Source organism: Arthrobacter sp. P1_D4 (assembly GCF_056406115.1).
Window position 1 is genome coordinate 141610 of the sequence record NZ_JBFUAU010000016.1, and the last position, 21256, is coordinate 162865.

At 67.5% G+C, this 21256-nt stretch carries 23 protein-coding genes; 17 read left to right on the forward strand and 6 right to left on the reverse strand.

Annotated features, from left to right (window positions below; genetic code table 11):
* The first annotated feature begins 122 nt into the window (after positions 1-122).
* From AC1D0A_RS16135 to AC1D0A_RS16180, 10 genes are all read left to right on the forward strand, one after another.
* Positions 123-896, forward strand: a complete 774-nt coding sequence (locus AC1D0A_RS16135) for a DeoR/GlpR family DNA-binding transcription regulator (protein ID WP_028277647.1) — start codon at positions 123-125, stop codon at positions 894-896.
* Positions 893-2080: an MFS transporter gene (locus tag AC1D0A_RS16140; RefSeq protein WP_476942800.1), complete on the forward strand. Its 1188-nt coding sequence runs from the start codon at positions 893-895 to the stop codon at positions 2078-2080. Before AC1D0A_RS16135 ends, AC1D0A_RS16140 begins: the two co-directional genes overlap by 4 nt.
* Before the next feature lie 15 nt (positions 2081-2095).
* The gene (locus AC1D0A_RS16145) at positions 2096-3592 is read left to right on the forward strand and encodes a phosphatase PAP2 family protein (protein WP_476946291.1); all 1497 of its coding nucleotides are present in this window, start codon (positions 2096-2098) and stop codon (positions 3590-3592) included.
* 178 nt (positions 3593-3770) lie between these two features.
* Positions 3771-4712, forward strand: coding sequence for an ABC transporter ATP-binding protein (locus AC1D0A_RS16150; protein ID WP_476946292.1), 942 nt, complete (start codon positions 3771-3773; stop codon positions 4710-4712).
* Positions 4713-4715: 3 nt separating this feature from the next.
* Positions 4716-5600, forward strand: a complete 885-nt coding sequence (locus tag AC1D0A_RS16155; RefSeq protein ID WP_476942802.1) for an ABC transporter permease — start codon at positions 4716-4718, stop codon at positions 5598-5600.
* A gap of 36 nt (positions 5601-5636) precedes the next feature.
* Positions 5637-7016, forward strand: coding sequence for a sensor histidine kinase (locus AC1D0A_RS16160; protein WP_476942803.1), 1380 nt, complete (start codon positions 5637-5639; stop codon positions 7014-7016).
* The gene (locus tag AC1D0A_RS16165; protein ID WP_243178125.1) at positions 6976-7737 is read left to right on the forward strand and encodes a response regulator; all 762 of its coding nucleotides are present in this window, start codon (positions 6976-6978) and stop codon (positions 7735-7737) included. The genes AC1D0A_RS16160 and AC1D0A_RS16165 overlap by 41 nt, the downstream gene beginning before the upstream one ends.
* A gap of 285 nt (positions 7738-8022) precedes the next feature.
* A complete protein-coding gene (locus AC1D0A_RS16170; protein ID WP_243178124.1) occupies positions 8023-9483 on the forward strand; it encodes an amino acid permease in 1461 nt (486 codons plus the stop codon).
* 247 nt (positions 9484-9730) lie between these two features.
* On the forward strand, positions 9731-10627 hold the full coding sequence (locus tag AC1D0A_RS16175; RefSeq protein WP_476946335.1) for an intradiol ring-cleavage dioxygenase: 897 nt from the start codon (positions 9731-9733) through the stop codon (positions 10625-10627).
* Between the two features lie 62 nt (positions 10628-10689).
* A complete protein-coding gene (locus AC1D0A_RS16180; RefSeq protein WP_476946293.1) occupies positions 10690-12003 on the forward strand; it encodes a M18 family aminopeptidase in 1314 nt (437 codons plus the stop codon).
* Between the two features lie 13 nt (positions 12004-12016).
* Here the strand turns inward: AC1D0A_RS16180 and AC1D0A_RS16185 are convergent, their stop codons facing one another.
* Complete coding sequence (locus AC1D0A_RS16185; protein WP_476870321.1) at positions 12017-12700, reverse strand: DUF1345 domain-containing protein; 684 nt, start codon at positions 12698-12700, stop codon at positions 12017-12019.
* A gap of 271 nt (positions 12701-12971) precedes the next feature.
* Here AC1D0A_RS16185 and rpsF point away from each other — a divergent pair, with 271 nt between their 5' ends.
* From rpsF to rplI, 4 genes are all read left to right on the forward strand, one after another.
* Positions 12972-13277 carry a 30S ribosomal protein S6 gene (gene rpsF, locus AC1D0A_RS16190; protein ID WP_026266755.1) on the forward strand — a complete coding sequence of 102 codons (306 nt, stop codon included), beginning with the start codon at positions 12972-12974 and terminating at the stop codon, positions 13275-13277.
* Between the two features lie 55 nt (positions 13278-13332).
* Positions 13333-13908, forward strand: coding sequence for a single-stranded DNA-binding protein (locus tag AC1D0A_RS16195; RefSeq protein ID WP_018775330.1), 576 nt, complete (start codon positions 13333-13335; stop codon positions 13906-13908).
* Between the two features lie 125 nt (positions 13909-14033).
* Positions 14034-14273 (forward strand): 30S ribosomal protein S18, encoded by a 240-nt coding sequence (rpsR, locus tag AC1D0A_RS16200; RefSeq protein ID WP_003800144.1) that lies wholly within the window; start codon positions 14034-14036, stop codon positions 14271-14273.
* Between the two features lie 17 nt (positions 14274-14290).
* Positions 14291-14743 (forward strand): 50S ribosomal protein L9, encoded by a 453-nt coding sequence (gene rplI, locus AC1D0A_RS16205; RefSeq protein ID WP_018775331.1) that lies wholly within the window; start codon positions 14291-14293, stop codon positions 14741-14743.
* Positions 14744-14897: 154 nt separating this feature from the next.
* Here the strand turns inward: rplI and AC1D0A_RS16210 are convergent, their stop codons facing one another.
* Positions 14898-15320: a DUF1801 domain-containing protein gene (locus AC1D0A_RS16210; RefSeq protein WP_476946294.1), complete on the reverse strand. Its 423-nt coding sequence runs from the start codon at positions 15318-15320 to the stop codon at positions 14898-14900.
* 140 nt (positions 15321-15460) lie between these two features.
* On the opposite strand from AC1D0A_RS16210, the gene AC1D0A_RS16215 reads away from it, so the two are divergent.
* Together AC1D0A_RS16215 and AC1D0A_RS16220 are read left to right on the forward strand one after the other, a co-directional pair.
* Positions 15461-16087 (forward strand): FMN reductase, encoded by a 627-nt coding sequence (locus AC1D0A_RS16215; RefSeq protein WP_476946295.1) that lies wholly within the window; start codon positions 15461-15463, stop codon positions 16085-16087.
* Between the two features lie 74 nt (positions 16088-16161).
* On the forward strand, positions 16162-16596 hold the full coding sequence (locus AC1D0A_RS16220; RefSeq protein ID WP_476946296.1) for a TFIIB-type zinc ribbon-containing protein: 435 nt from the start codon (positions 16162-16164) through the stop codon (positions 16594-16596).
* Positions 16597-16653: 57 nt separating this feature from the next.
* Here AC1D0A_RS16220 and AC1D0A_RS16225 read toward each other — a convergent pair whose 3' ends face one another.
* Together AC1D0A_RS16225 and AC1D0A_RS16230 are read right to left on the reverse strand one after the other, a co-directional pair.
* Entirely contained in the window at positions 16654-17226 is a 573-nt protein-coding gene (locus tag AC1D0A_RS16225; RefSeq protein WP_476946297.1) for a hypothetical protein, read from the reverse strand.
* A 3-nt stretch (positions 17227-17229) separates the two neighbouring features.
* Positions 17230-17676 (reverse strand): hypothetical protein, encoded by a 447-nt coding sequence (locus tag AC1D0A_RS16230; protein ID WP_028277634.1) that lies wholly within the window; start codon positions 17674-17676, stop codon positions 17230-17232.
* 696 nt (positions 17677-18372) lie between these two features.
* On the opposite strand from AC1D0A_RS16230, the gene dnaB reads away from it, so the two are divergent.
* Positions 18373-19758, forward strand: a complete 1386-nt coding sequence (gene dnaB / locus AC1D0A_RS16235) for a replicative DNA helicase (protein WP_018775337.1) — start codon at positions 18373-18375, stop codon at positions 19756-19758.
* 12 nt (positions 19759-19770) lie between these two features.
* Here the strand turns inward: dnaB and AC1D0A_RS16240 are convergent, their stop codons facing one another.
* Together AC1D0A_RS16240 and AC1D0A_RS16245 are read right to left on the reverse strand one after the other, a co-directional pair.
* On the reverse strand, positions 19771-20745 hold the full coding sequence (locus AC1D0A_RS16240; RefSeq protein WP_476946298.1) for an acyl-CoA thioesterase: 975 nt from the start codon (positions 20743-20745) through the stop codon (positions 19771-19773).
* A gap of 9 nt (positions 20746-20754) precedes the next feature.
* On the reverse strand, positions 20755-21150 hold the full coding sequence (locus AC1D0A_RS16245; protein WP_476946299.1) for a DoxX family protein: 396 nt from the start codon (positions 21148-21150) through the stop codon (positions 20755-20757).
* Positions 21151-21256: the final 106 nt, after the last annotated feature.

Here is a 21256-nt window from a genome sequence, read left to right on the forward strand (position 1 = left end):
CCCAAGCAGCGCGGGGTCACTTGGCGCCGGTCCCGAGGGGATTATGGGCGCCACGTGACCCCGCGCAGCCGTGCATTTGCGCAATAAATGATTAAATGATCACAAACCGCTAGCATTTGAGCATGAATACTGATGAGCGGCACCGCCTGATCGGCGGACTGCTGCGCGACCGGGAGCACGTGACGGTGGACGAGCTCATCGCCGCCTGCGGCGCCTCCGGTGCGACCGTCCGACGCGACCTCGACATCCTGGCCCTGCACGGCGTGCTGCGACGGGTCCACGGCGGAGCCAGGAGCCTGGTTTTCGGCGGTGAAAACCCGGAATACGGCCAACGCGAGCTGGAGGACCACACCGCCAAGGTGCGGATCGCTGCCGGGGTGGCGGCCATGCTTCCGGACCGCGGACACGTCTGGCTGGACAGCGGCACCACCGCCACGGAGATCGCCCGCCAGTTGCGCCAGCGTGAGATGACGATCATGCCGATGTCGCTGCGGGCCGTCACCGCGCTGTCCCCGGACGATGCTCCGGCCGGGCGCCGCCCCGAGCTCCTGATGCCCGGCGGCAGCCTCGTCCCCGGTGAACTTTCCTTCCGCGGTCCCATGACGGAATCCAACATCCGCTCGCTGCGCTTCGACGCCGCCGTCGTCACGCCCTGCGCCCTGAATCTCAAGGACGGGCTGTTGGCCCACGACCTCGACGACGCTGCCGTAAAGCGCGCCGGCCTGGAATCCGCGGCCCGGGTGATTGTCGCCTGTGCCGGAGCCAAATGGAACGCCAGCGCCGTAGCCCTCGTCGCCTCCCTGGACGCCGTGGACGCCATCGTGACCGACCGGCCGTTCAGCCCTGAAGAACTTGACCAACTCGCCCAACATTCGGTGGAAGCAGTGATCGTATGACCAGTACCGCAACCGTTCCGCAGCTGAAGGCTGCCACCGGGGCGACGTTCCTTGTCTTCGGGATCAATGGATTGGTCTTCGCCAGTTGGGCAGCCCGGATCCCCGCGGTGACGGAGATCCTGCACATCACCGCGGGCCAGATGGGAACCCTGCTGCTGTGCTTGGCGGTCGGTTCGCTGATCGCCCTGCCGACGGCCGGGTTCGTCGTCGGCCGGATCGGCACCGCCAACACCGTCCGCGGCGCCGGACTGGTGGCAGCGGCGGCCGGCGTCGGCGTGGCGCTGTCCCTGATGGCGGCCTCCGTCCCGGGGACGGCGATGGCCCTGTTCTTCTTCGGCATCGGCGTCGGCTTGTGGGATGTTTCGCAGAACATTGAAGGTGCCGACGTCGAACACCGGCTCGGGCGAACCATCATGCCGCAGTTCCACGCAGCCTTCAGCGGCGGCGCGTTCGTCGGCGCCCTGATCGGGGCCGGACTGTCCACCCTGGGGGTCGGGCTCCCGGAGCACCTGCTGGTCATCGCCGCCGTCGTCGCCGTACTGACCACGGTGGCCCCCCGGTATTTCCTGCCCCATCTGCCTGCCGAGGCACCCGCTCCAGGGGACGCGGAGCACGGCAAGGGCGGTTCGGCCTGGCGGGACGGCCGCACCCTGCTGATCGGCGTCGTCGTCCTCGGCGCCACCCTGACTGAAGGCGCCGGCAACGACTGGATTGCCAAGGCCTCGGTTGACGGCCTGGGCGCTGAACAATCCACGGGGGCGCTCCTGTTCGCCGCCTTCGTGCTGGCCATGACGGCCATGCGCTTCTTTGGTGGCCGCGCGATCGATGTCTACGGCCGCGTGGCCGTGCTGCGCGCCAGCATGGCAGCGGCAACGGCGGGCCTCTGCCTCTTCGTGTTCGCCGGCACCATCTGGCTGGCCGCGGCCGGTGCCGTGCTGTGGGGCGTGGGGGCCGCCCTCGCGTTCCCGATCGGGATGTCCGCCGCGGCGGACGACCCCAGGAAGGCGGCCGCCCGGGTGTCCGTCGTGTCCACGCTGGGGTACATTGCATTCCTCGCCGGGCCGCCCCTGTTGGGCTACCTGGGCGATGTGACCGGTATCAGGACCGCCCTGCTGGCGATCGGGATTCCGATTGTGGTGGCGCTGGTCCTGGCCGGAGCCGCGAAGCCGCTGCCCGCGAGGTAGCAGTATGGTGGTCCAATGCGAACCATGCTGAGGAAGGCCCCCGGCCGCCTGTCGAAACTCGACCGCAAACTGGTGGGCGCCGTCTCCAATCTGCCGGGAGGAGGCCATGACGACTTCTTCCGCCGTCTGTCCGCCGCCGCCAACAAGGGCAAACTCTGGTTCGGCGTTGCCGGAGCCATGGCCCTGGTGCCCGGCAAGACGCGCCGGGCAGCAGTGCACGGACTCATCGCGCAAGGCGCCGCCTCGGCGGTGACCAACGTCGTGTTCAAGACCCTCCTGCCCCGGGCCCGCCCCCTGCCCGAACACCTTCCGGTCTTCCGCTTCGTGAACCCGCAGCCGACGAGTTCGTCGATGCCGTCGGGACACTCCGCCTCCGCGGTGGCTTTCGCACTCGGGGTCGGCATGGTCCGCCCGGCCCTCGGTGCGGCGCTTGCCCCCCTCGCGGCCGGAGTGGCCTACTCCCGGGTCCACACCGGGGCCCACTGGCCCTCGGATGTGCTGTTCGGGTCCGCGATCGGCGCCGGCGCGGCCATGGTGACGCGGAAGTGGTGGCCCGTCCGGCCACCGTTCCCGGAAACCCGCCGCGGCGCTGCCCCGGCCGCGGAACTCCCGGACGGCCAGGGGCTCGGCATCGCGGTCAACACCCTCGGCGGGTCCTATGCTGACGAGACTGCCGACGCCCTGCAAAAAGTATTCCCTAAGGCGTATATAAAGGAAATCGGGCCCGATGACTCCGTCGACGCGGGCATCGCCCAGGTCGCGACCCGGCCGGGCATTGCGGCCCTGGGCGTCTGGGGCGGCGACGGGACCGTGGGCGCCGCGGCGGCCGCCGCCGTCGAACGTTCCCTCCCGCTGCTGGTGCTCCCCGGCGGCACGCTGAACCATTTCGCCCGCGACGCCGGAACCCCCACCCTGGCGGACGCCGTGCATGCGGCGTCGCGCGGCGAGGCCGCCGTCGCCGACGTCGGCCACGTGAGTGTCGAGCGCGGGCTCCCCGACAGCCCGGAGCACCTCGAGCTGATCATGCTCAACACGGCCAGCATCGGCCTCTACCCGAACCTGGTCCGCCGGCGGGAGCAGCTCCAGCCGGCACTGGGCAAACCCCTGGCCGGAGTGGTGGCCATGCTCCGGACCTTCGCGGCCGGCACCCCCACCACGCTGATCGTCAACGGGGTGCGGCACCGGCTCTGGATCCTGTACATCGGCCGCGGCCGCTATTACCCCCGCGACCACGCGCCGCTGGTTCGCCCGGTACTCGCGGACGGCGTCCTGGATCTGCGGATGATCACCGCCGATGAGCCATTCGCCCGCTTGCGGCTGCTCTGGGCCGTGCTCACGGGCACCGTGGCCACGTCCGGGATTACCCATCTGAGCGAAACGGACCGGATCACGGTGGAACCCGGGAACGGGCCCATGGTCCTCGCCGTCGACGGAGAGGTCATGCCCGGGGTGCGGCGGGTGGAATTCACGGTCCGCCCCGGCGCGCTGACCTACTATTCGCCCCTCGGCTGAACCCTGTCGCCCGACCCCGTCGTCCAAACCCCTGTCATCCTCCCGGACTACCCTGATTAGCCCCTGAATCATCCCTGAGACCGGCGAAATACGCAGCTTGCCTCGGTAGCGTGGTGTGCAGACGGGCCCGTGACTGCGGTGCCCCGGATCATCTCCCGCTACGCAAAGGAACGCTTCCATGATCGAAGCACGAGGCCTGACCAAGGTTTACGGCGACAAGACCGCCGTCGCCGGCGTCAACTTCACCGTCGAAGCCGGCCGGGTCACCGGCTTCCTGGGTCCGAACGGGGCCGGAAAATCCACCACTATGCGCATGATCATGGGGCTGGACCGGCCGACGTCGGGCTCGGTGACGGTCAACGGGTCCCCGCTGACCGGGCACGCCGCACCGCTGCGCGACGTCGGCGCCCTGCTCGATGCCAAGGCAGTCCACACGAGCCGCTCCGCCTACAACCACCTGCTGGCCATGGCGGCGACCCACAGCATCCCGAAGAAGCGGGTCCACGAAGTCATTGAGATGACCGGACTGGCCGAGGTGGCCAGGAAGAAGGTCGGCGGCTTCTCGCTCGGCATGGGCCAGCGGCTGGGCATCGCCGCCGCCCTCCTGGGCGACCCGCAGACCGTCATCCTGGACGAGCCCGTCAACGGCCTTGACCCGGAGGGCGTGGTGTGGGTCCGCAACCTGGTGAAGTACCTGGCCTCCGAGGGCCGCACGGTCTTGCTCTCCAGCCACCTCATGAGCGAGATGGCCGTCACGGCGGACCACCTGATCGTGATCGGCCGCGGGAGGATCATTGCGGACGCCCCGATCCAGGAGATCATCACCGGCAAGGGCCAGGGCCGGACGCGGGTCCGCACCGACCAGCCGGACCGGCTCATGCAGCTGCTGGCCGGGACCGGGGTCTCGGTGGAGGTCCAAGAGCGCGAACTCCTCGAAGTCACAGGCCTGGACCCGCGCCAGATCGCCACTGCGGCGCTGGAGAACCACGTCATGATCTACGAACTCACCCCGCTGCAGGCCAGCCTCGAGGAGGCCTACATGGAACTGACCAAGGATGAAGTCGAATACCACTCGCTGATCACCACGGGCGCCGTTCCCGTCGAAGCCGGAGGCAACTAAGCCATGAGCTCCACAACCGTTGAATCCACGCCCTCGCGCCGCGGCGCCGACGCACAGCGGTCCGGAAACGGCAGCAGTTCCGGTCCCGGCCCCAGCTTCCTGCGGGTCCTCAACTCCGAATTCATCAAGTTCCGCACCCTGCTCTCCACTTTGATCCTGCTTGGCTCCACAGTGGTGGTCATGGTGGGGTTCGGGGCGCTTTCGGCCTGGGGGACGGGCCAGTTCTCCGAGGCCGCGGCCCGGGACCCGGAGGTCGGCGCCAGGCTCGCGGCCCAGGGCGGCGACATCGCCGTCAGCGTGCCCACCTCCGGCATCGCGTTCGCCCAGCTGATCCTGGGCTCCCTCGGCGTGCTGCTGATGAGCTCCGAGTTCACCACGGGCATGGCCCGGTCCACGTTCGCGGCGGTGCCCAAACGCATCCCCGCCTTCGCGGCCAAGCTCGTGGTGGTGGTGGTGACCTCCTTCGTCGTCACCGCCGCATCCACCCTGGCCGCCGGATTCGTATCCGTGCCGATCCTGGACAACTACGGCCTGGGCCTGGACCTGGGCAGCCCGCAGTCGGTCAAGCTGCTCCTTGTCAACAGCGTTTACGTGGCGGCGGTCGCGGCCATCGGCATGGCGCTGGGCACGCTGATCCGCAACTCGGCGGGCGGCATCATGAGCCTGGTGGGCCTGTTCTTCGTGGCACCCATCGCCTTCCAGCTCATTCCGGGCGACTTCTTCGTGGAGGCCCGCAAGTACCTGCCCGGCAACACCGTGGATCCGCTGACCGCGGTGGAGCACCTCCCGGACACCCTCGAAGCCTGGCAGGCCGCCCTGGTGCTGGGCGCCTGGGTTGTCATCCCGGTGCTCCTGGCCGCCGTCCTGCTCAAGAGGCGGGACGTCTAGGCCGGCGCCACGGGCCCCAGAGTCTAGGCTCAGAGCATGATCGATGCGGTACCTGTCAGGGACGCGCCGGCCGGACCGGCCGACGCGTCCCTTGCTGAACTCACGGCCCGCCGCCGCGGCCGGCTCCGGCGCTACCTGCTGGCCAATCCTCGGGTCATGGACGTCCTGGTGGTGCTCTGCTATCTGGTCCTGGTCACGCCCACGGCGGTCGAATCGGTCATCCACGGCGACTGGCCGGTGGCCGTTTTGCTCGCCGCGGCCGCGCCGGTCCTGCTCTTCCGGCGGGCGTATCCGGTGCGGGTGGCGGCGGTTGTGGGGGCCCTGGAACTGGCGGTCACCTTCCTGCATCCCTGGGGGTCCAACGTCTCCGCCGGGCTCTGGTTTTCGCTGTACGCCGTCGCCGTCGTCCGCACCCGGCGGTTCGCCCTCGCCGCCCTGGCCCTGACCACCGCCCCGCTGCTGCTCCTGTACTTCCTGCTGGCCGTCGGCCCGCTGGACGGCCGGCTCCCGGACATGGCCGTCCGCACACCGGAGAATTTCCAGCTGCTGACGGGCATCGCGGCGGGCATCGGCATCGCGCTCTCGAATGTGATCGCCACGGGGATCGGGATCTCGGTGCGGCAGCGGCGCGAGCACGAGCACGAGATCGCGGCCTGGGCCGCCCGGGCCCAGCAGCTGGGCTCGGTCACGGAACGGAACCGGATCGCGCGCGAAATGCACGACGTCGTGGCGCACTCGCTGACGGTCATGATCAGCCTGTCGGACGGCGCCTCCGTCGTGGTCAAGAAGGATCCGGAGCGCGCCGCCGGCGTCCTGGCCGAACTCTCCCGGACCGGACGCACCGCGCTGGCCGACATGCGGCGCGTCCTTGGCGTGCTGCGCGAGGACGCCGCCACGGGACATGCCCCGCGCGAGCCGCTGGTGGCCGGGGGCAGCCTGGCCAAACTGCTCGAGGGCTTCCGCACCGCGGGACTGCCGCTGCACTACACGCACACCGGCCCGTCCCTGCCCGACGATGCGGCGTTTCAGCTGACCGTCTACAGAATTGTGCAGGAGTCGCTGACCAACGTGCTGCGCTACGGCCGCGCGCTCAGCCGGGTGGAGGTCAGCATTGTCCGGAACGGCTCCCGCGTCACCATTGAAGTGCTCGACGACGGCAGGGGCACCGTTGACCCGGGGGCTCCCGGGACCGGCGCGCAGGCGAAGCCTGACGCACTGGACTCCTTCGGCACCGGGCATGGAATCGCCGGGATGCGGGAGCGGGCCAGGATCTACGCTGGCACCGTGTACGCCGGGCGCGCCGGTGACCGCGGCTGGCGCGTGCACGCGGAACTGAACTGCAACGGCGAGAATGCCATGGAATCAAGGGGGAACAATGTCCGACAACACGCCGGTACGCGTCCTGCTGGTGGATGACCAGCCGCTGCTTCGGATGGGTTTCCGCCTCATCCTGGAGGGTGAAGACGATTTGTGCATCGTGGGCGAGGCGTCCAACGGCGCCGAAGCGGTCCGCCACGTCTGGGAGCTCGCGCCCGACGTCGTCCTGATGGATGTGCGGATGCCGGTGCTGGACGGGATCGAGGCCACCCGGGCGATCGCCGCCTCGGGCTCCGACGCCAAAATCATCATCCTGACCACCTTTGACCTCGATGAATACGCCTTTGCAGCACTGCGGGCAGGGGCCTCTGCGTTCCTGCTCAAGGACGTGGCGCCGGCAGAACTGGTCAGCGCGGTGCGGGTGGTGGCCAGCGGCGACGCCGTGGTGGCACCCCGTGTTACGCAGCGGCTGCTGGAGACCTATGTCCGTGGTGCCGGCGGCATGGATCCTGCAGGGACAGGCGGCGCCGCCGGCCAGCACGCCGGGGCGGACGAGGGCGGCCAGCAGGCCGGCAGCCCCGCACGCCCGGCGCGGGATCCGTTGCTGGAGGACCTGACACCCCGCGAAAACGAGATGCTCGGGGCGATGGCGGAGGGACTCTCCAACGCCGAAATCGCGCACCGGTACTTCCTGTCCGAGGCCACCGTCAAGACGCATGTGCGCCGGATCCTGACCAAGCTCCACCTCCGCGACCGCGTCCAGGCCGTGGTGTACGCATATGAGACCGGCCTCGTGGTGCCCAGCAACGCGGACTACTGACGGCCGCCCCCCGGCCGCCGCAAGGCAGGTTACCGGCAGGTAGTACCTGAAGCAGTGGTTTCAGGCACATTGCCGAATTGCCCGTGAGGCAACTTTGGTTGACTCCCTGGCCCTCGCGTTGGGTGATGGCCCGGTCTGACGCGCCGTCATTTGTGGGACTGCACAAGACGGACGGTCCGCCGCGCGGTCTAGTGTGAAACGACATTGTGGTCCGCCGCACAGCATGGATTCGATTCCGTGCCGGCAACGAGCGGGCCTGAACCCCCCACGAAGGACGGCGCTTCCATGCCCGCTGACCAGCAGCTTTCAAAATCCCTGAAACCCAGGCATCTGTCCATGATTGCCATCGCCGGCGTGATCGGCGCCGGACTGTTTGTCGGTTCGGGTGCGGCGATCCAGCAGGCCGGCCCCGGCATCCTGGTTGCCTATGCCGCGGCGGGACTCGTCGTCATCCTCGTCATGCGGATGCTGGGCGAGATGGCCGCGGCCAACCCGGAAACCGGCTCATTTTCCACCTACGCGGACAAGGCCCTGGGCCGCTGGGCCGGGTTCAGCATCGGCTGGCTCTACGCATGGTTCTGGATCATTGTCCTCGGCATCGAGGCAACGGCTGGGGCAGCGATCATGCACCGCTGGGTCCCCGGCATTGACCAGTGGGTGTGGGCGCTTGCCCTGATGGTGCTGCTGACGCTGACCAACCTCGGGTCCGTTAAGTCGTTCGGCGAATTCGAGTTCTGGTTCGCTTCCATCAAGGTCGCGGCAATCGTGCTCTTCCTGCTCTTCGGCGTCGCCGCCATCCTGGGCCTCATCCCCGGCGTTCCGGCGCCCGGCCTGGACAACCTGATCGGCAACGGCGGGTTCATGCCCAACGGCCCCGGCGCCGTCCTGGCCGGCATCCTCGTGGTGGTGTTCTCGTTCTTCGGCGCGGAAATTGCCACCATCGCCGCCGGCGAATCCGAGAACCCGGTCGATGCGGTCAAGAAGGCCGTGAAGTCCACCGTCTGGCGCATCCTCGTGTTCTACATCGGCTCCATCGCCATTGTGGTCACCCTGCTGCCCTGGAACTCCGCTTCCGTCGCCAAGAGCCCCTACGTCGCCGTCATTGAGCTGTTCGGCATCCCCGGCGCCGGAACCATCATGGACATTGTGGTCCTGACCTCGGTGCTCTCCTGCCTGAACTCCGGGCTCTACACCGCCAGCCGCATGCTGTTCTCGCTGTCCCGCCGCGGCGACGCCCCCAAGTCGTGGATGCGGATTTCCAAGCGCGGCGTGCCCGCTGCCGCGGTACTGGCCTCCACCGTGGTCGGCTTCGTCACCGTCGGACTGAACTACGTCGCCCCGGACACGGTCTTCCTGTTCCTGGTCAACACCTCCGGCGCCATCGCGCTGTTCGTGTGGCTCGTCATCGCGACCTCCCAGCTGATCCTGCGCCGCCGCATGGGCGCCGCCGCCAAGGACCTCCAGCTGAAAATGTGGCTCTTCCCGTACCTGACCTGGGTGTCGATCGTGAGCATCGTGGCCCTGCTGATCGGCATGGTGATCCTGGAATCCACACGGGAATCGCTGCTGCTCTCGCTGGCTCTCGCCGCCGTCGTCGTGGGGATCGGGGTCATCCGCTACCGCAGGAACGGTGCCAAGGCCGCTGTTCCCGCAACAGGTGCCGGCGAGGCTCCTGCCGACGCCACCCCGGTTGACGCCGAGCCTGGCGCTGAAGACGCCACGGTGGGCGCCCGCCCGGTGTCGTAGCCCCGGAAAGCCCCCGCGGCGGTCCCGCACCGCCGGACATGCCCTCCCCCTGCGCCCACTACTGGACATAGCGCCATCATGTCCACTGCCCGGCGCGAGGGGAGGGCATATCCATGCGTGCCGGGGGGACATGCCCAGTCCCCGGGCCGAGGGGAGGGCATGTGCCTGCGTGCCGGAGCACAGCCGCGTCACAGGAAGGGACTAGCCAGCCCATAGCGCTGCCGGGTTCGATGGGGTCATGACAAAAATGCCGCAGCCCCCGCACGAGCCGCACCCCAACCACGACCGCGGCCTGCAATTCGATCTCTCCACCCTCGTCAGCCGCCGATCGCTGGGCATGTTCATCGGCGCGGGAACGGCCGCAGCCCTTGCGGCCTGCAGCCCGGGCGGCACCAGCGGCACCAGTGGCAGTTCGACGTCGGCCGCGGGGACCCCGGCGGCAACAGCCGCTGCGCCCTCGGCCGCGGCGACGTCGGCCTCGGCCACTCCGACGCTGACCCGGGCGATCGCCGAGTGCGGGGTCGAAATCCCGCAGGAAACCGCCGGCCCCTACCCCGGTGACGGTTCCAACGGACCCAACGTCCTCGAGGCATCCGGCGTGGTCCGTCAGGACATCACCTCCAGCTTCGGGACCTCCACCAGCACAGCCGGGGGCGTACCGCTGACCGTCACGCTGACCCTTCTGGACAACGCCAACGGCTGCACCCCGCTGGCCGGTGACGCGGTTTACGCCTGGCACTGTGACCGCGAGGGCAAATACTCCATGTACGATTCCGGGCTTCAGAACGAGAACTACCTCCGCGGCGTCCAGGAGGCCGACGCGAACGGCCAGGTGACGTTCAAGACCATCTACCCCGGCGCCTACAACGGCCGCTGGCCGCATATCCACTTCGAAGTGTTCGAGTCCATGAACAATGCGACGGCGGCCGGCCAGGTCCTGGCGGTGTCACAGATCGCGCTGACCGAGGCCGCGTGCAAGCAGGTTTACGCGTCGGCCGGGTACGAATCCAGCGCGCAGAACTTCCCCCGCACCACGCTGAAGTCCGACAACGTGTTCGGCAACGACGGCGGCATCTACCAGCTGGCCACCATCACCGGCTCGGTGGCCGCGGGCTACGCCGCCGGTCTCAACGTCACCGTCTAGGCGCGGCGTCGCCCGGCACCCCGGCCCCCGGGGCCCGTGCGTGCCGGGCTAGACTCGGAGCCATGCCCACACCGAGCACTGCCGCAGAGCACATCCAGGACCTCGGCGCGTACGTCAGCGCGTCGCCGTCGAGCTTCCACGCCGTCCACGAGGCCGCGCGCCGGCTGGACACGGCGGGCTTCACCGGTCTGGACGAACTGCAGCCCTGGCCGGAGCCCGCGGCCGCCGCCGGCAAGTTCTACGTGATCCGCGACGGCGCCCTCATCGCCTGGGTGGTCCCGGCAGGCGCCGGACCGACCACCGGTTTCAACATCCTTGGCGCGCACACGGACTCGCCCTCCTTCAAACTCAAGCCGAAGCCCACCACCGGCAAGTTCGGCTGGCTGCAGGCCGGCGTCGAGGTCTATGGCGGACCCCTCCTGAACTCCTGGCTGGACCGCGAACTCCAGCTCGCCGGCCGGCTCGTCATGCGCGACGGCACGCAGCACCTCACGGCCACCGGCCCGCTGCTGCGCTTCCCGCAGCTCGCCATCCACCTGGACCGGGCCGTCAATGAGGGCCTGGCCCTGGACAAGCAGCAGCACATGAATCCGGTCTTTGGCCTGGGCGACCCAGCCGGCGAGGACCTGCTCGGACTCCTCGCGGACCGCGTTGCCGATGCCGAGGTGGATCCGGCGCAGATCGGCGGGTACGACGTCGTCATCGCAGACACCCAGGCCCCGGCGGTGTTCGGCGCCAGGGGCGAATTCTTCGCCTCCGGCCGGCTCGACAACCTCTCCGCGACGCACGCCGGGCTCACGGCGCTGGTGGCGCACGCCGGCACGCCCGTGCCGGACGGTGCGCCGATTGCCGTGCTGGCCGCCTTCGACCACGAGGAAATCGGCTCGGCGTCCCGGTCCGGGGCGTGCGGGCCCATCCTCGAAGATGTCCTCGTGCGGATCTCGGACGGACTCGGCGCCTCTGCAAGCCAGCGGCGGCAGGCCTTCGCGGCGTCGTTCTGCGTCTCCGCGGACGCCGGCCACGCCGTGCACCCGAACTATCCCGAGCGGCACGATCCCGCCAACCGGCCGGTCCTCAACGGTGGTCCGCTGCTGAAGATCAATGCCAACCAGCGCTATGCCACCGACGCCGCCGGCGCCGCCCTTTGGGCCCGGCTGTGCACCGACGCCGGTATTCCGTACCAGGAATTCGTCTCCAACAACGTGATGCCGTGCGGGTCGACGATCGGCCCGCTGACCGCCACCCGGCTGGGAATCCGGACGGTCGACGTCGGCGTCGCCCTGCTGTCGATGCACTCGGCACGCGAGCTCTGCGGCGTCGAGGACCCGCACCGGCTGGCCGCGGTGACCCGGACGTTCTTCCGGACGGCGGCCTGACGCTTGCGGCGCCCTACGCGGCGACGCCGACTACGAGGTTGATGGTGGTTGCCAGAATGATGGTCCCAAAGAGGTACGAGAGCAGGCTGTGCTTGAGGGCCTCGGCCCGGATGCCATGGTTCTGCAGCGCGGTGTCCGATACCTGGTATGTCATGCCCAGACTTGTGGCTAAGTAGGCGAAATCTGTGTACTGCGGCGGCCTGCTCTGGTTGAAGTCGATGCCGCCCACCCGGGAGCCTGCCCTCGTGCCCGTGCCGTAGTACAGCTCCGCGTACCGCAGTGTGAACAGCGTCTGGACCAGGGTCCAGGACAGCGCCACCGAGACTACCGCGAGCAGCCCGCCGGCAATCCTGGAGAGGGTGTCAGTGTTGTTGTGCGAATCCACGATGACCGCTCCCGCCGCCGCCAGGCTGGCGGCGTTGGCGGCCAGGATAAGCAGGTCCGTCGTGCTCCGGGCCGGGTCTTCCGTTGTGGCGTGCAACCGGGTGTCCGCAGGGTCGAGGCGGCCGATAACCAGCCAGACCCAGACGACGTAGGTCAAGGCGGCGGCGCACCAGCCAATCGTGGGAGCCTGCACCCAGTGCCCTGACATTCCTGCCGCCCCGGCGGCGAGCAGCCCCAACAGCACCATGGCGGCGAAGCGGAGACGGCTGCGGCGGAGCGGCGGCGGCACGGCTGACGAGGGGTTGGTGTGCATTTTCAGATCATGGCACAGCCGATGCGCCCCCCGACTGACCGCTGGCCGTGTGGCGGTTATCCACATGCCCGCCGGCGCTCTTCCCGGCCAGGCCGCGGGGCCGTACGGTGGAGGCACGGAATCGCGGATTCCGGCCCGCATGCACTAAGCTATTGAAGTCTGTGCTGCGCCCTGCCTCCGTTCCGGCGGCCGGGCATTGCATGACACCGCAAATGAACCTCCTGTTACGGAAATGCCGTAACCGCTTAGCCCAAAGGAGGTGGGTTCACATATGCGTCCTTACGAATTGATGGTAATCATCGACCCCGAGGTCGAAGAGCGTGCCGTTGAGCCGTCGCTTCAGAAGTTCCTGAACGTCATCACCAACGATGGTGGAACCATCGAAAAGGTTGACATCTGGGGCCGTCGTCGCCTGGCTTACGAAATCCAGAAGAAGTCCGAAGGTATCTACGCCGTGGTGAACTTCACCGCCGAGCCGGCTACCGCCAAGGAACTTGACCGCCAGCTGAGTCTCAACGAGACCATCATGCGCACCAAGATCACCCGCCCCGAAGAGCAGAAAGTTGTTGCTGAGTAATTCAGCAGCCAACCTTCAATCTTTATCCCCGCAGGAACGCACAAGGAGGCAGTAGATGGCAGGCGAAACCACTATCACGGTTATCGGTAACCTCACCAATGACCCCGAACTCAGGTTCACACCGTCCGGTTCGGCCGTAGCGAATTTCACCATCGCTTCTACTCCCCGCACCTTCGACCGGCAGTCCAATGAGTGGAAGGACGGGGAAACCCTGTTCCTCCGCGCGTCGGTCTGGCGCGAAGCAGCCGAAAACGTCGCCGAGTCCCTGACAAAGGGCATGCGCGTTATCGTCTCCGGCCGCTTGAAGAGCCGTTCCTACGAAACAAAAGAAGGCGAGAAGCGCACCGTTATCGAGCTTGAGGTCGACGAAATCGGCCCGAGCCTGCGCTACGCCAACGCCAAGGTCAACCGCACCCAGCGCTCCGGCGGTCAGGGTGGTCAGGGTGGCTTCGGCGGCGGCAACAGCGGCGGTGGATTCGGTGGCGGCCAGGGTGCAAACCAGGGCGGCAACACCGGTGGGACCTGGGGCGGCAACCAGCCCGCCGCGCAGGAAGACCCGTGGGCCACGCCCGGGGTCAGCAATGCGGGCGGCGGCTGGGGCAACGGCCCGGATTCCGAACCTCCCTTCTAAACAACATCTAAGGTCCGGCAACGAAAACCGACTGGCCGCCGCAAGGCGGCCTGGTGCAGACTGCGCCGGATCACCACCATCCCGTGGATCAATATCCACGGGCTCCATCGAATAGGAGCTCCACGATGGCTAAGGCTGAACTCCGTAAGCCCAAACCAAAGTCCAACCCCTTGAAGGCCGCTGACATCACTGTCATCGACTACAAGGACGTAGCATTGCTGCGCAAGTTCATCTCCGACCGCGGAAAGATCCGCGCCCGTCGCGTCACTGGCGTCACGGTGCAGGAACAGCGCAAGATCGCCCAGGCAATCAAGAACGCCCGCGAAGTTGCTCTGCTGCCTTACTCCGGCGCTGGCCGCGGCTAAGGAAGGGATTAACTAAAATGGCAAAGCTCATTCTGACCCACGAAGTAACCGGTCTCGGTGCTGCTGGCGACGTTGTCGAGGTCAAGGACGGTTACGCACGTAACTACCTGCTGCCCCGCAACTTCGCCCTGACCTGGTCCAAGGGTGGCGAGAAGCAGGTTGAGTCCATCAAGGCTGCCCGCGTTGCCCGCGAGCACGCTTCCCTGGAAGATGCTCAGAAGCAGGCTGCTGCACTCTCCGCCAAGCCGGTCAAGCTGGTCGTCAAGGCTGGCGCAACCGGACGCCTGTTCGGCACCGTCAAGCAGGGCGACGTGGCCGACGCTGTTGAGGCCGCAGGCCTGGGCCGCATCGACAAGCGCAAGGTTGAACTGCCGGCACACATCAAGTCGACCGGTTCCTACCAGGCAAACGTCCGTCTGCACGACGACGTTTCCGCTGTGATCGAACTCGACGTAGTCGCAGGCAAGTAGCCCTCACCGGCTGCAGTCCTGAACTGCTGGAAGGCCCCCGCCTCCGGACCTCTCTGAGGACCGAAGGCGGGGGCCTTCCGCTTTAACCCGGTCCATGTTGGACGGCGTCATGGGCCGCAGGTGACCCCGCGTTGCTTTGGCGGGGCGGATCCCCTTAGTCGTGGCGCAGCGCCGTGGTGACATGCCAGTAGCCGAGCCGGACCAGTTCGGTGAGCACGGCCTCGTCGACGTCGTCGAGCTTGTTGACGTACAGGCAGCCGGTGCCGAGCTTGTGCCTGCCCAGCCGGCCGAGGAGTTCGGCGGCCTCCGGCCCATAGGTCAGGCCGTAGAGCGACAGGCTGGAGTTCCTGGGCGAGAAGCCGACCGCCGCGGCATCGCCCTCCCTGCCGCTCGCGTATTTGTAGTGGTAGCGGCCGAAGCCCACAATCGTCGGACCCCACATTTGCGCCGGTTCGCCCGTTATTTCGGACATCAGCGCCAGCAGGCGGAATCCGTCGGCGCGCCGGACCGGATGCTCGACGGCGGCCAGGAACTCCTGAACCGACGCGCCGGTTGCCTGCGTTATGTTTTCAGCCATGAGGGCAGTCTTGCAGAGCGCGGGATTCCTGTCAGGCGGGGAGGGTGGCCGGGAATAAATCCCCTTGCCCGGAGCTTCTAGAGGTAGATGCAAACGCATGTAGTCGCGTTGCTGACCAGGATTCAACTTAGGAGCACTCCGTGGAAACCCGCCGTATCACCGTTATCTCCGCCGGACTCGGCGTCCCCTCCTCAAGCCGCCTGCTCGCGGACCAGCTGGCGGCCTCGGTCGAGCGGCAGCTTGCCGCGGCCGGCTACGCCGTGGACATCGAGGTCTTGGAGTTGCGGGACCTCGCCGTGGACATCGCCAACAACTTTGTCACCGGGTATGCGGCTCCGCGGCTCGCCGAAGTAGTCGCCGGCGTCGAGGCCTCTGATGGCCTGATCGCCGTCAGCCCCGTGTTCAGCGCGTCCTACAGCGGGCTTTTCAAGTCCTTCATCGACGTGCTCGATCCCAAGGCGCTCGAAGGCAAGGCCGTGCTGATCGGGGCCACCGCCGGCACGGACCGGCACCAGATGGTGCTGGACTTCGCGATGCGGCCGCTGTTCACCTACCTGCGCACCCGGATCGCCGCCACCGCGGTTTTCGCCGGGCCGCAGGACTGGGGAAACAACGACGACGGCGGCTCGCCGCTGTCGGTGCGTGTGGACAGGGCGGCGGGGGAGTTTGTCGCCCTGCTGCAGGACTCAGGGCCGCAGCAGAAGCCGGCCGCGCTGGAGTCCCTGCCGTTTGAGCAGCTGCTGGCCGGGATCGCTGCCCAGCGGTAGGTCTGCCCGGCGCCGGGCTTCCGGGCCCGCAGCGCCGTCCGAACCTTTTCGGCCGCCCGCTCGTTGTCCGGGACATGAAGTGTCCCGTGGATTCTATTGACCTGATCATGAGTGAACGCAGCGGCGTGGAGATCGACTATTGCCCCCAATGCCGCGGGGTGTGGCTGGACCGGGGAGAGCTGGACAAGATCATCGGCCGTGCGGCGGAGTCGTTGGGCCCGAAAGCCGGCGTCCCCGCCGCACCAGTGCCGCCGGCAGCGGTCCCACCTGCGTTTCCACCTGCTGAGTTTTCACCTGCGGCGGCTGGCCATATTCCGCCGCCGCTGTACAACCTCGACCCGCGCCGGGACGACCGGCGTCCGGATGACCGCCGCTATGACGAGCGCCGGTACGATGACCGCCGCGACCGTCCGCGTCCCGACCAGTCGAGGTATGAGCAGCCGCGGTACGATGACCGCCGCCGTCCGAAGAAGAAGGAAGGCTGGCTGGGGGACTTGTTCGACTTCTAGCCCTGCCGGGTCGCCGGCCGTGCGGGTGGCCCCGGAGCGGGCGTGGGCCAGCGGGGTTCAGTCGCCGAGCAGTGCGATGAATTCCCGGGCCTGTTTCATGGAAATATCCGAGTGGCGGGTCAGGGCGGTCGCTGCGGCCTCGGTGTCGCCGCTCTTGGCCAGGGTGCGGATCCTCCCGTAGATCTCATCATTGAGCATGTTGCTGCTCACCTCGCGGGTGACATCGCCCTTGCTGGCGATCGCGCGGTAACGGTACGAGAACCGCTGCGGCACGTTGTCGTCGTCCGGAATGGCCGCCGGCGCCGGCTCAGGGGCGCGGAAGGGCTGGGGGTGGGCTGCCAGCGCCGCGACGGCGTCGCGGGACGCCCGGAGGCCCTCGCCTGTGGCCTCGAGGTAGACCTTGATGGCGGCCATGGCCTGCCCCTGCGCGATCAGCGCGTAGAGCTGCCGGTGCTGCTCCTCGGTGAGCCTGGCGGCCGCCGTCCGGGCCAGCTCCGCGGAGTTGGGGTCCGGCTGCGGCGCTGGTGCCGGCCTGGTGCGTTCGCCGCGGCGGCTCCACGCCCGTACCGCCAGCAGTACGGCGGCGGCCACGAGCACCAGGATCAGTACGGGAATGAGCAGGGAGTCCATGTGCTAGAGCCGATCTACGTAATTCTTTGCGGTCTTCAGGTCCGAGCGGGTCGATTGCCGCAGCAGCCGGACGGCCTTCGTCTTGTGGCCGTCGTGGGCCAGTGACTGGAGCTGCAAGAGGAGCTGTGGGTTCAGGTGTCCAATGGCGGACAACGCATCCTGGTGGCCGGAGCTGTCCCGGCCCAACAGGGCGGAGCGGGCGTGGTCGGCCTGCTGCGACTGCTGCTGGGAGTTCTGGCTGGGGCGCGTGGTCGCTTCAATCCGGGCGCGGGAGGCCTCGGCAGCCCGGACCTGCGCCGCGTAGTGGGCCTGGGACTTGAGCGCCAGTTCCTGCTGGTAGCGCTCGGCCTCTGAGATGCCGTGGTTCCGCGGCTTCAACGCCGTGACCGCCGCCCAGAGCACCGTCGCGAGGATAAGGGCAGGCAACATGACTATCAGTACATCGCCCATGATTAGAGCTTATGCCAGATTGCGGTTATCCACAGCATGTTCCGCACCTTGCGTACAGTGCGCCGCTGCTGGCGTCAATTCGGCTCGGCGGGAATGAATCCGGTCACAAAATGCGCGTATCGGGCTGCAAATGTGGCCTCCTGTGCCGCATCGTATCCCCAGCCCCAAGGTGCAGGCTGTGGATGAAGCTTGGCGGAAATTGTTTTGTGTCCACAAGATGAATGCAACATTTCCGCAGGTCAAGCACTGATTACAGGCTTAACATTTTTTCTATCCACAGCTCTACCCACAGAGTGTGCACAAGCATCAGGCACTAGTGCACAGGTTATCCACAGGGCAGCGGGGCGGCCGGGTTGGTGCCTGCCCCGGCGGCGGATAACGTAGCAGGATATCGGGCGAGGGAAGCGGAAAACCTGCGGTCGCCGGATGGTGCCCGCCAGGACACCGACTCCGGGATCCGGTGCCCTGCGGCCGCACCAGCACTGTGGATAACGGCGGTCGCTGGGCCGGCGCGAACTGTCGGAGCTGACTGGTAAGAATAGAGCGGCCGGCATGTGCCGGGTTTTGCAGCCCGCATCACAGCAGTTCGGCGCTTGGCCTTAAGGCACTGGTACGAGGGCATTGGGCATGAGGCGCAGTGCTTACGCGCCGCGGCGAACGGACATCCGCCACGGCACACAATGAAGGACGGCAGTTTTGTCAGTTACGCATCTGGACTCAGTCGAGGGTACGCGGGGAGCCGAGGGCAGCCGCAAGCCTCCGCAGGACATCCCCGCGGAGCAGTCAGTCCTGGGCGGCATGATGCTGTCCAAGGACGCCATCGCCGACGTCGTCGAGATCCTGCGTGGCCAGGACTTCTACCGTCCGGCGCACGAAACCATCTACGAGGCCATCATCGACCTCTATGGCCGCGGCGAGCCCGCGGACGCCGTCACCGTCTCGGACGAGCTGACCAAGCGCGGCGAAATCAACAGGATCGGCGGACCCGCCTACCTGCACGAACTCATCCAGACCGTCCCCACGGCGGCCAACGCCGGTTACTACGCTGAAATCGTGGGCGAACGCGCGGTGCTGCGCCGCCTGGTCAACGCCGGCACCAAGATCGTCCAGCTCGGCTACGGACAGGACGGCGAGGTCGAAGACCTGGTCAACCAGGCCCAGGCCGAGGTCTACGCCGTCGCCGAACGCCGGACCGCCGAGGACTATGTGGTCCTCAAGGACGTCATGGAATCCACCGTGGACGAGATCGAGGCCTCCGGCCACCGCGGCGAGGGCATGGTGGGTGTCCCCACCGGCTTCTACGAGCTCGATGAACTCACCCACGGCCTGCATCCCGGCCAGATGATCGTCATCGCCGCCCGCCCGGCCGTCGGCAAGTCCACGTTCGCTCTGGACTTCGCCCGCTCGGCCGCCATCAAGAACAACCTCGCGACCGTCATGTTTTCCCTCGAAATGGGCCGCAACGAGATCGCCATGCGCCTGCTGTCCGCCGAGGCCACGATCGGCCTCCAGGACCTCCGCAAGGGCACCATCAAGGACGAGCAGTGGTCCAAGATTGCCACCACCATGGGCCGGATGAACGATGCGCCGCTGTTCATCGATGACAGCCCCAACATGTCGCTGATGGAGATCCGGGCCAAGTGCCGGCGCCTGAAGCAGCAGCATGACCTCAAACTGGTGATCCTGGACTACCTGCAGCTCATGAGCTCGGGCAAGAAAGTGGAATCCCGCCAGCAGGAAGTCTCCGAGTTCTCCCGTGCCCTGAAGCTCCTGGCCAAAGAACTCCAGGTGCCGGTGATTGCGCTGTCGCAGCTGAACCGTGGCTCCGAGCAGCGCCAGGACAAGCGCCCCATGGTCTCGGACCTGCGCGAATCCGGCTCCATCGAGCAGGATGCCGACATGGTGATCCTGCTCCACCGCGAAGACGTCTATGACAAGGAGTCCCCGCGCGCCGGCGAGGCGGACATCCTGATCGCCAAGCACCGTAACGGCCCCACAAAAGACATTGTGGTGGCCTTCCAGGGCCACTACTCGCGGTTTGCCAACATGGCCGCCGACGCCGGCGGTGGCGGCGGCTTCTAGCCCCGCCCGGCCCTAGCGGTCGCCGGCCGCGAGCAGGTGGTTGGGCAGCCGGTTCCCCGGGGCCCGGCCGCGGATTTTCAGCAGTTCGCGGGCGTGGGCGTGGAGCCGGATATCTTCCGCTGACACCGGCACCCACTGCGGAATCGGGACCGAGGTGCCGGTCTCGTCGCGGGCGACCATGACCGTCAGGCAGTATGTGGTCAGGTTCAGCCCGCGCCCCTTGGGGTCTCCGGACCGGACGTGGACGGCGATGTGCATGCCTTTGGTGCCGGTGTAGACCAGCCGGGCCTCCACCTCTACGACGTGGCCGATCAGCAGCGGCCGGTAGAACCGCACACCGCCGGAGAATACGGCCACGGTGTCCTTGCCGCAGTAGCGGGAGGCGCAGACGTACGCAGCCTCGTCGATCCACTTCATGACGATGCCGCCGTGCACCTTGCCGCCCCAGTTCACGTCCGTGGGCGCGGCCATGAACCGCAGCACCACGCGCTCGGCCGTGCCGGCGTCGGTATATTCCTGTCCGCTCATGGCTTCCACGATGTCCTCGCGGACCTTGATCCGGGCCAGCGCGTGGTCCCGCTGTTCGATTTCATCCGGCGTCTCAGGGACGAACTGCGGCACCAGTATGGGCTTGCCGTCCGCGCCCACGGCCACGAAGATCACGATGCACTGGCTGCGCATGGTGGCGGGGCCGCCCTTCGGATCGCCCGAGGACACCACGGTGCGGATATGCATCGAGGACCGCCCGGTGTACACAATCGTGGCCTCGACCTCCACCATGTCGCCGCTGTTGACCGGGTCCGCGAAGTGGATGTTCCCCACGTAGGCCGTCACGCAGTAGGACTTTGCCCAGCCGACGGCGGCGGCATAGGCCGCCTTGTCCACCCACTCGAGCACGGTGCCGGCGTCGACCGAGCCGCTGTGGCCGACATCGGTGGGGGCCGCCAGGAAGCGCAGGGTCACGGAATTGGGCGCATTCTCGCTCATAATGTGAGTTTACTGATTGGCCCGGCAGGCGCCGCCGGCCGGCGACATAATGGCTGTCCGGCACGCCATAACCAGGCCATGACCCTGGAGACACACGACGGCGGGGCCGAGACAACAAGCGGAGGCGTGGACCATGAACAGGGCGCCGAGCATGTCCAGTGCGAGAAGGACCGCAAACACGCGGGTGAGCACGCCCAGGATCAGCGCGACACCGCCGACGAGCTCGAGGGTCGCGACGACGGGAGCCACCGCCTGGGCTGCCGGAACACCCATCTGGGTGAAGGCGGCCTGGGTGCCCGCGATCGTGAATTCGTTGAACTTCTGCCAGCCGTGGGCGGCGAAAAGGAAGCCGGCGATGACGCGCAGGATGGTTCGGGCGGAGGTGGTCAGGGCGGGCTGGTTCATGGGAAATACCGTTTCGTAAGTAGGGGGCGTCGCGGCTCTCAGCCGCCGCGGCTTCGGTTGCGTTCAAGTCCCAGTCTTCCGGATATTTAGTTGAAATGTCAACTAA

What these genes read in the sequence shown, in the direction of transcription:
- AC1D0A_RS16245 (WP_476946299.1), bottom strand. Translation starts at nt 21,150, where the DNA reads ATGAACCAGCCCGCCCTGACCACCTCCGCCCGAACCATCCTGCGCGTC.
- AC1D0A_RS16185 (WP_476870321.1), bottom strand. Translation starts at nt 12,700, where the DNA reads ATGCACACCAACCCCTCGTCAGCCGTGCCGCCGCCGCTCCGCCGCAGC.
- AC1D0A_RS16170 (WP_243178124.1), top strand. Translation starts at nt 8,023, where the DNA reads ATGCCCGCTGACCAGCAGCTTTCAAAATCCCTGAAACCCAGGCATCTG.
- AC1D0A_RS16145 (WP_476946291.1), top strand. Translation starts at nt 2,096, where the DNA reads ATGCGAACCATGCTGAGGAAGGCCCCCGGCCGCCTGTCGAAACTCGAC.
- AC1D0A_RS16140 (WP_476942800.1), top strand. Translation starts at nt 893, where the DNA reads ATGACCAGTACCGCAACCGTTCCGCAGCTGAAGGCTGCCACCGGGGCG.
- AC1D0A_RS16175 (WP_476946335.1), top strand. Translation starts at nt 9,731, where the DNA reads ATGCCGCAGCCCCCGCACGAGCCGCACCCCAACCACGACCGCGGCCTG.
- AC1D0A_RS16195 (WP_018775330.1), top strand. Translation starts at nt 13,333, where the DNA reads ATGGCAGGCGAAACCACTATCACGGTTATCGGTAACCTCACCAATGAC.
- AC1D0A_RS16165 (WP_243178125.1), top strand. Translation starts at nt 6,976, where the DNA reads ATGTCCGACAACACGCCGGTACGCGTCCTGCTGGTGGATGACCAGCCG.
- AC1D0A_RS16220 (WP_476946296.1), top strand. Translation starts at nt 16,162, where the DNA reads ATGAAGTGTCCCGTGGATTCTATTGACCTGATCATGAGTGAACGCAGC.
- rpsR (WP_003800144.1), top strand. Translation starts at nt 14,034, where the DNA reads ATGGCTAAGGCTGAACTCCGTAAGCCCAAACCAAAGTCCAACCCCTTG.
- AC1D0A_RS16150 (WP_476946292.1), top strand. Translation starts at nt 3,771, where the DNA reads ATGATCGAAGCACGAGGCCTGACCAAGGTTTACGGCGACAAGACCGCC.
- AC1D0A_RS16225 (WP_476946297.1), bottom strand. Translation starts at nt 17,226, where the DNA reads ATGGACTCCCTGCTCATTCCCGTACTGATCCTGGTGCTCGTGGCCGCC.
- AC1D0A_RS16155 (WP_476942802.1), top strand. Translation starts at nt 4,716, where the DNA reads ATGAGCTCCACAACCGTTGAATCCACGCCCTCGCGCCGCGGCGCCGAC.
- rplI (WP_018775331.1), top strand. Translation starts at nt 14,291, where the DNA reads ATGGCAAAGCTCATTCTGACCCACGAAGTAACCGGTCTCGGTGCTGCT.
- AC1D0A_RS16240 (WP_476946298.1), bottom strand. Translation starts at nt 20,745, where the DNA reads ATGAGCGAGAATGCGCCCAATTCCGTGACCCTGCGCTTCCTGGCGGCC.
- AC1D0A_RS16210 (WP_476946294.1), bottom strand. Translation starts at nt 15,320, where the DNA reads ATGGCTGAAAACATAACGCAGGCAACCGGCGCGTCGGTTCAGGAGTTC.
- rpsF (WP_026266755.1), top strand. Translation starts at nt 12,972, where the DNA reads ATGCGTCCTTACGAATTGATGGTAATCATCGACCCCGAGGTCGAAGAG.
- AC1D0A_RS16135 (WP_028277647.1), top strand. Translation starts at nt 123, where the DNA reads ATGAATACTGATGAGCGGCACCGCCTGATCGGCGGACTGCTGCGCGAC.
- AC1D0A_RS16160 (WP_476942803.1), top strand. Translation starts at nt 5,637, where the DNA reads ATGATCGATGCGGTACCTGTCAGGGACGCGCCGGCCGGACCGGCCGAC.
- AC1D0A_RS16230 (WP_028277634.1), bottom strand. Translation starts at nt 17,676, where the DNA reads ATGGGCGATGTACTGATAGTCATGTTGCCTGCCCTTATCCTCGCGACG.
- AC1D0A_RS16180 (WP_476946293.1), top strand. Translation starts at nt 10,690, where the DNA reads ATGCCCACACCGAGCACTGCCGCAGAGCACATCCAGGACCTCGGCGCG.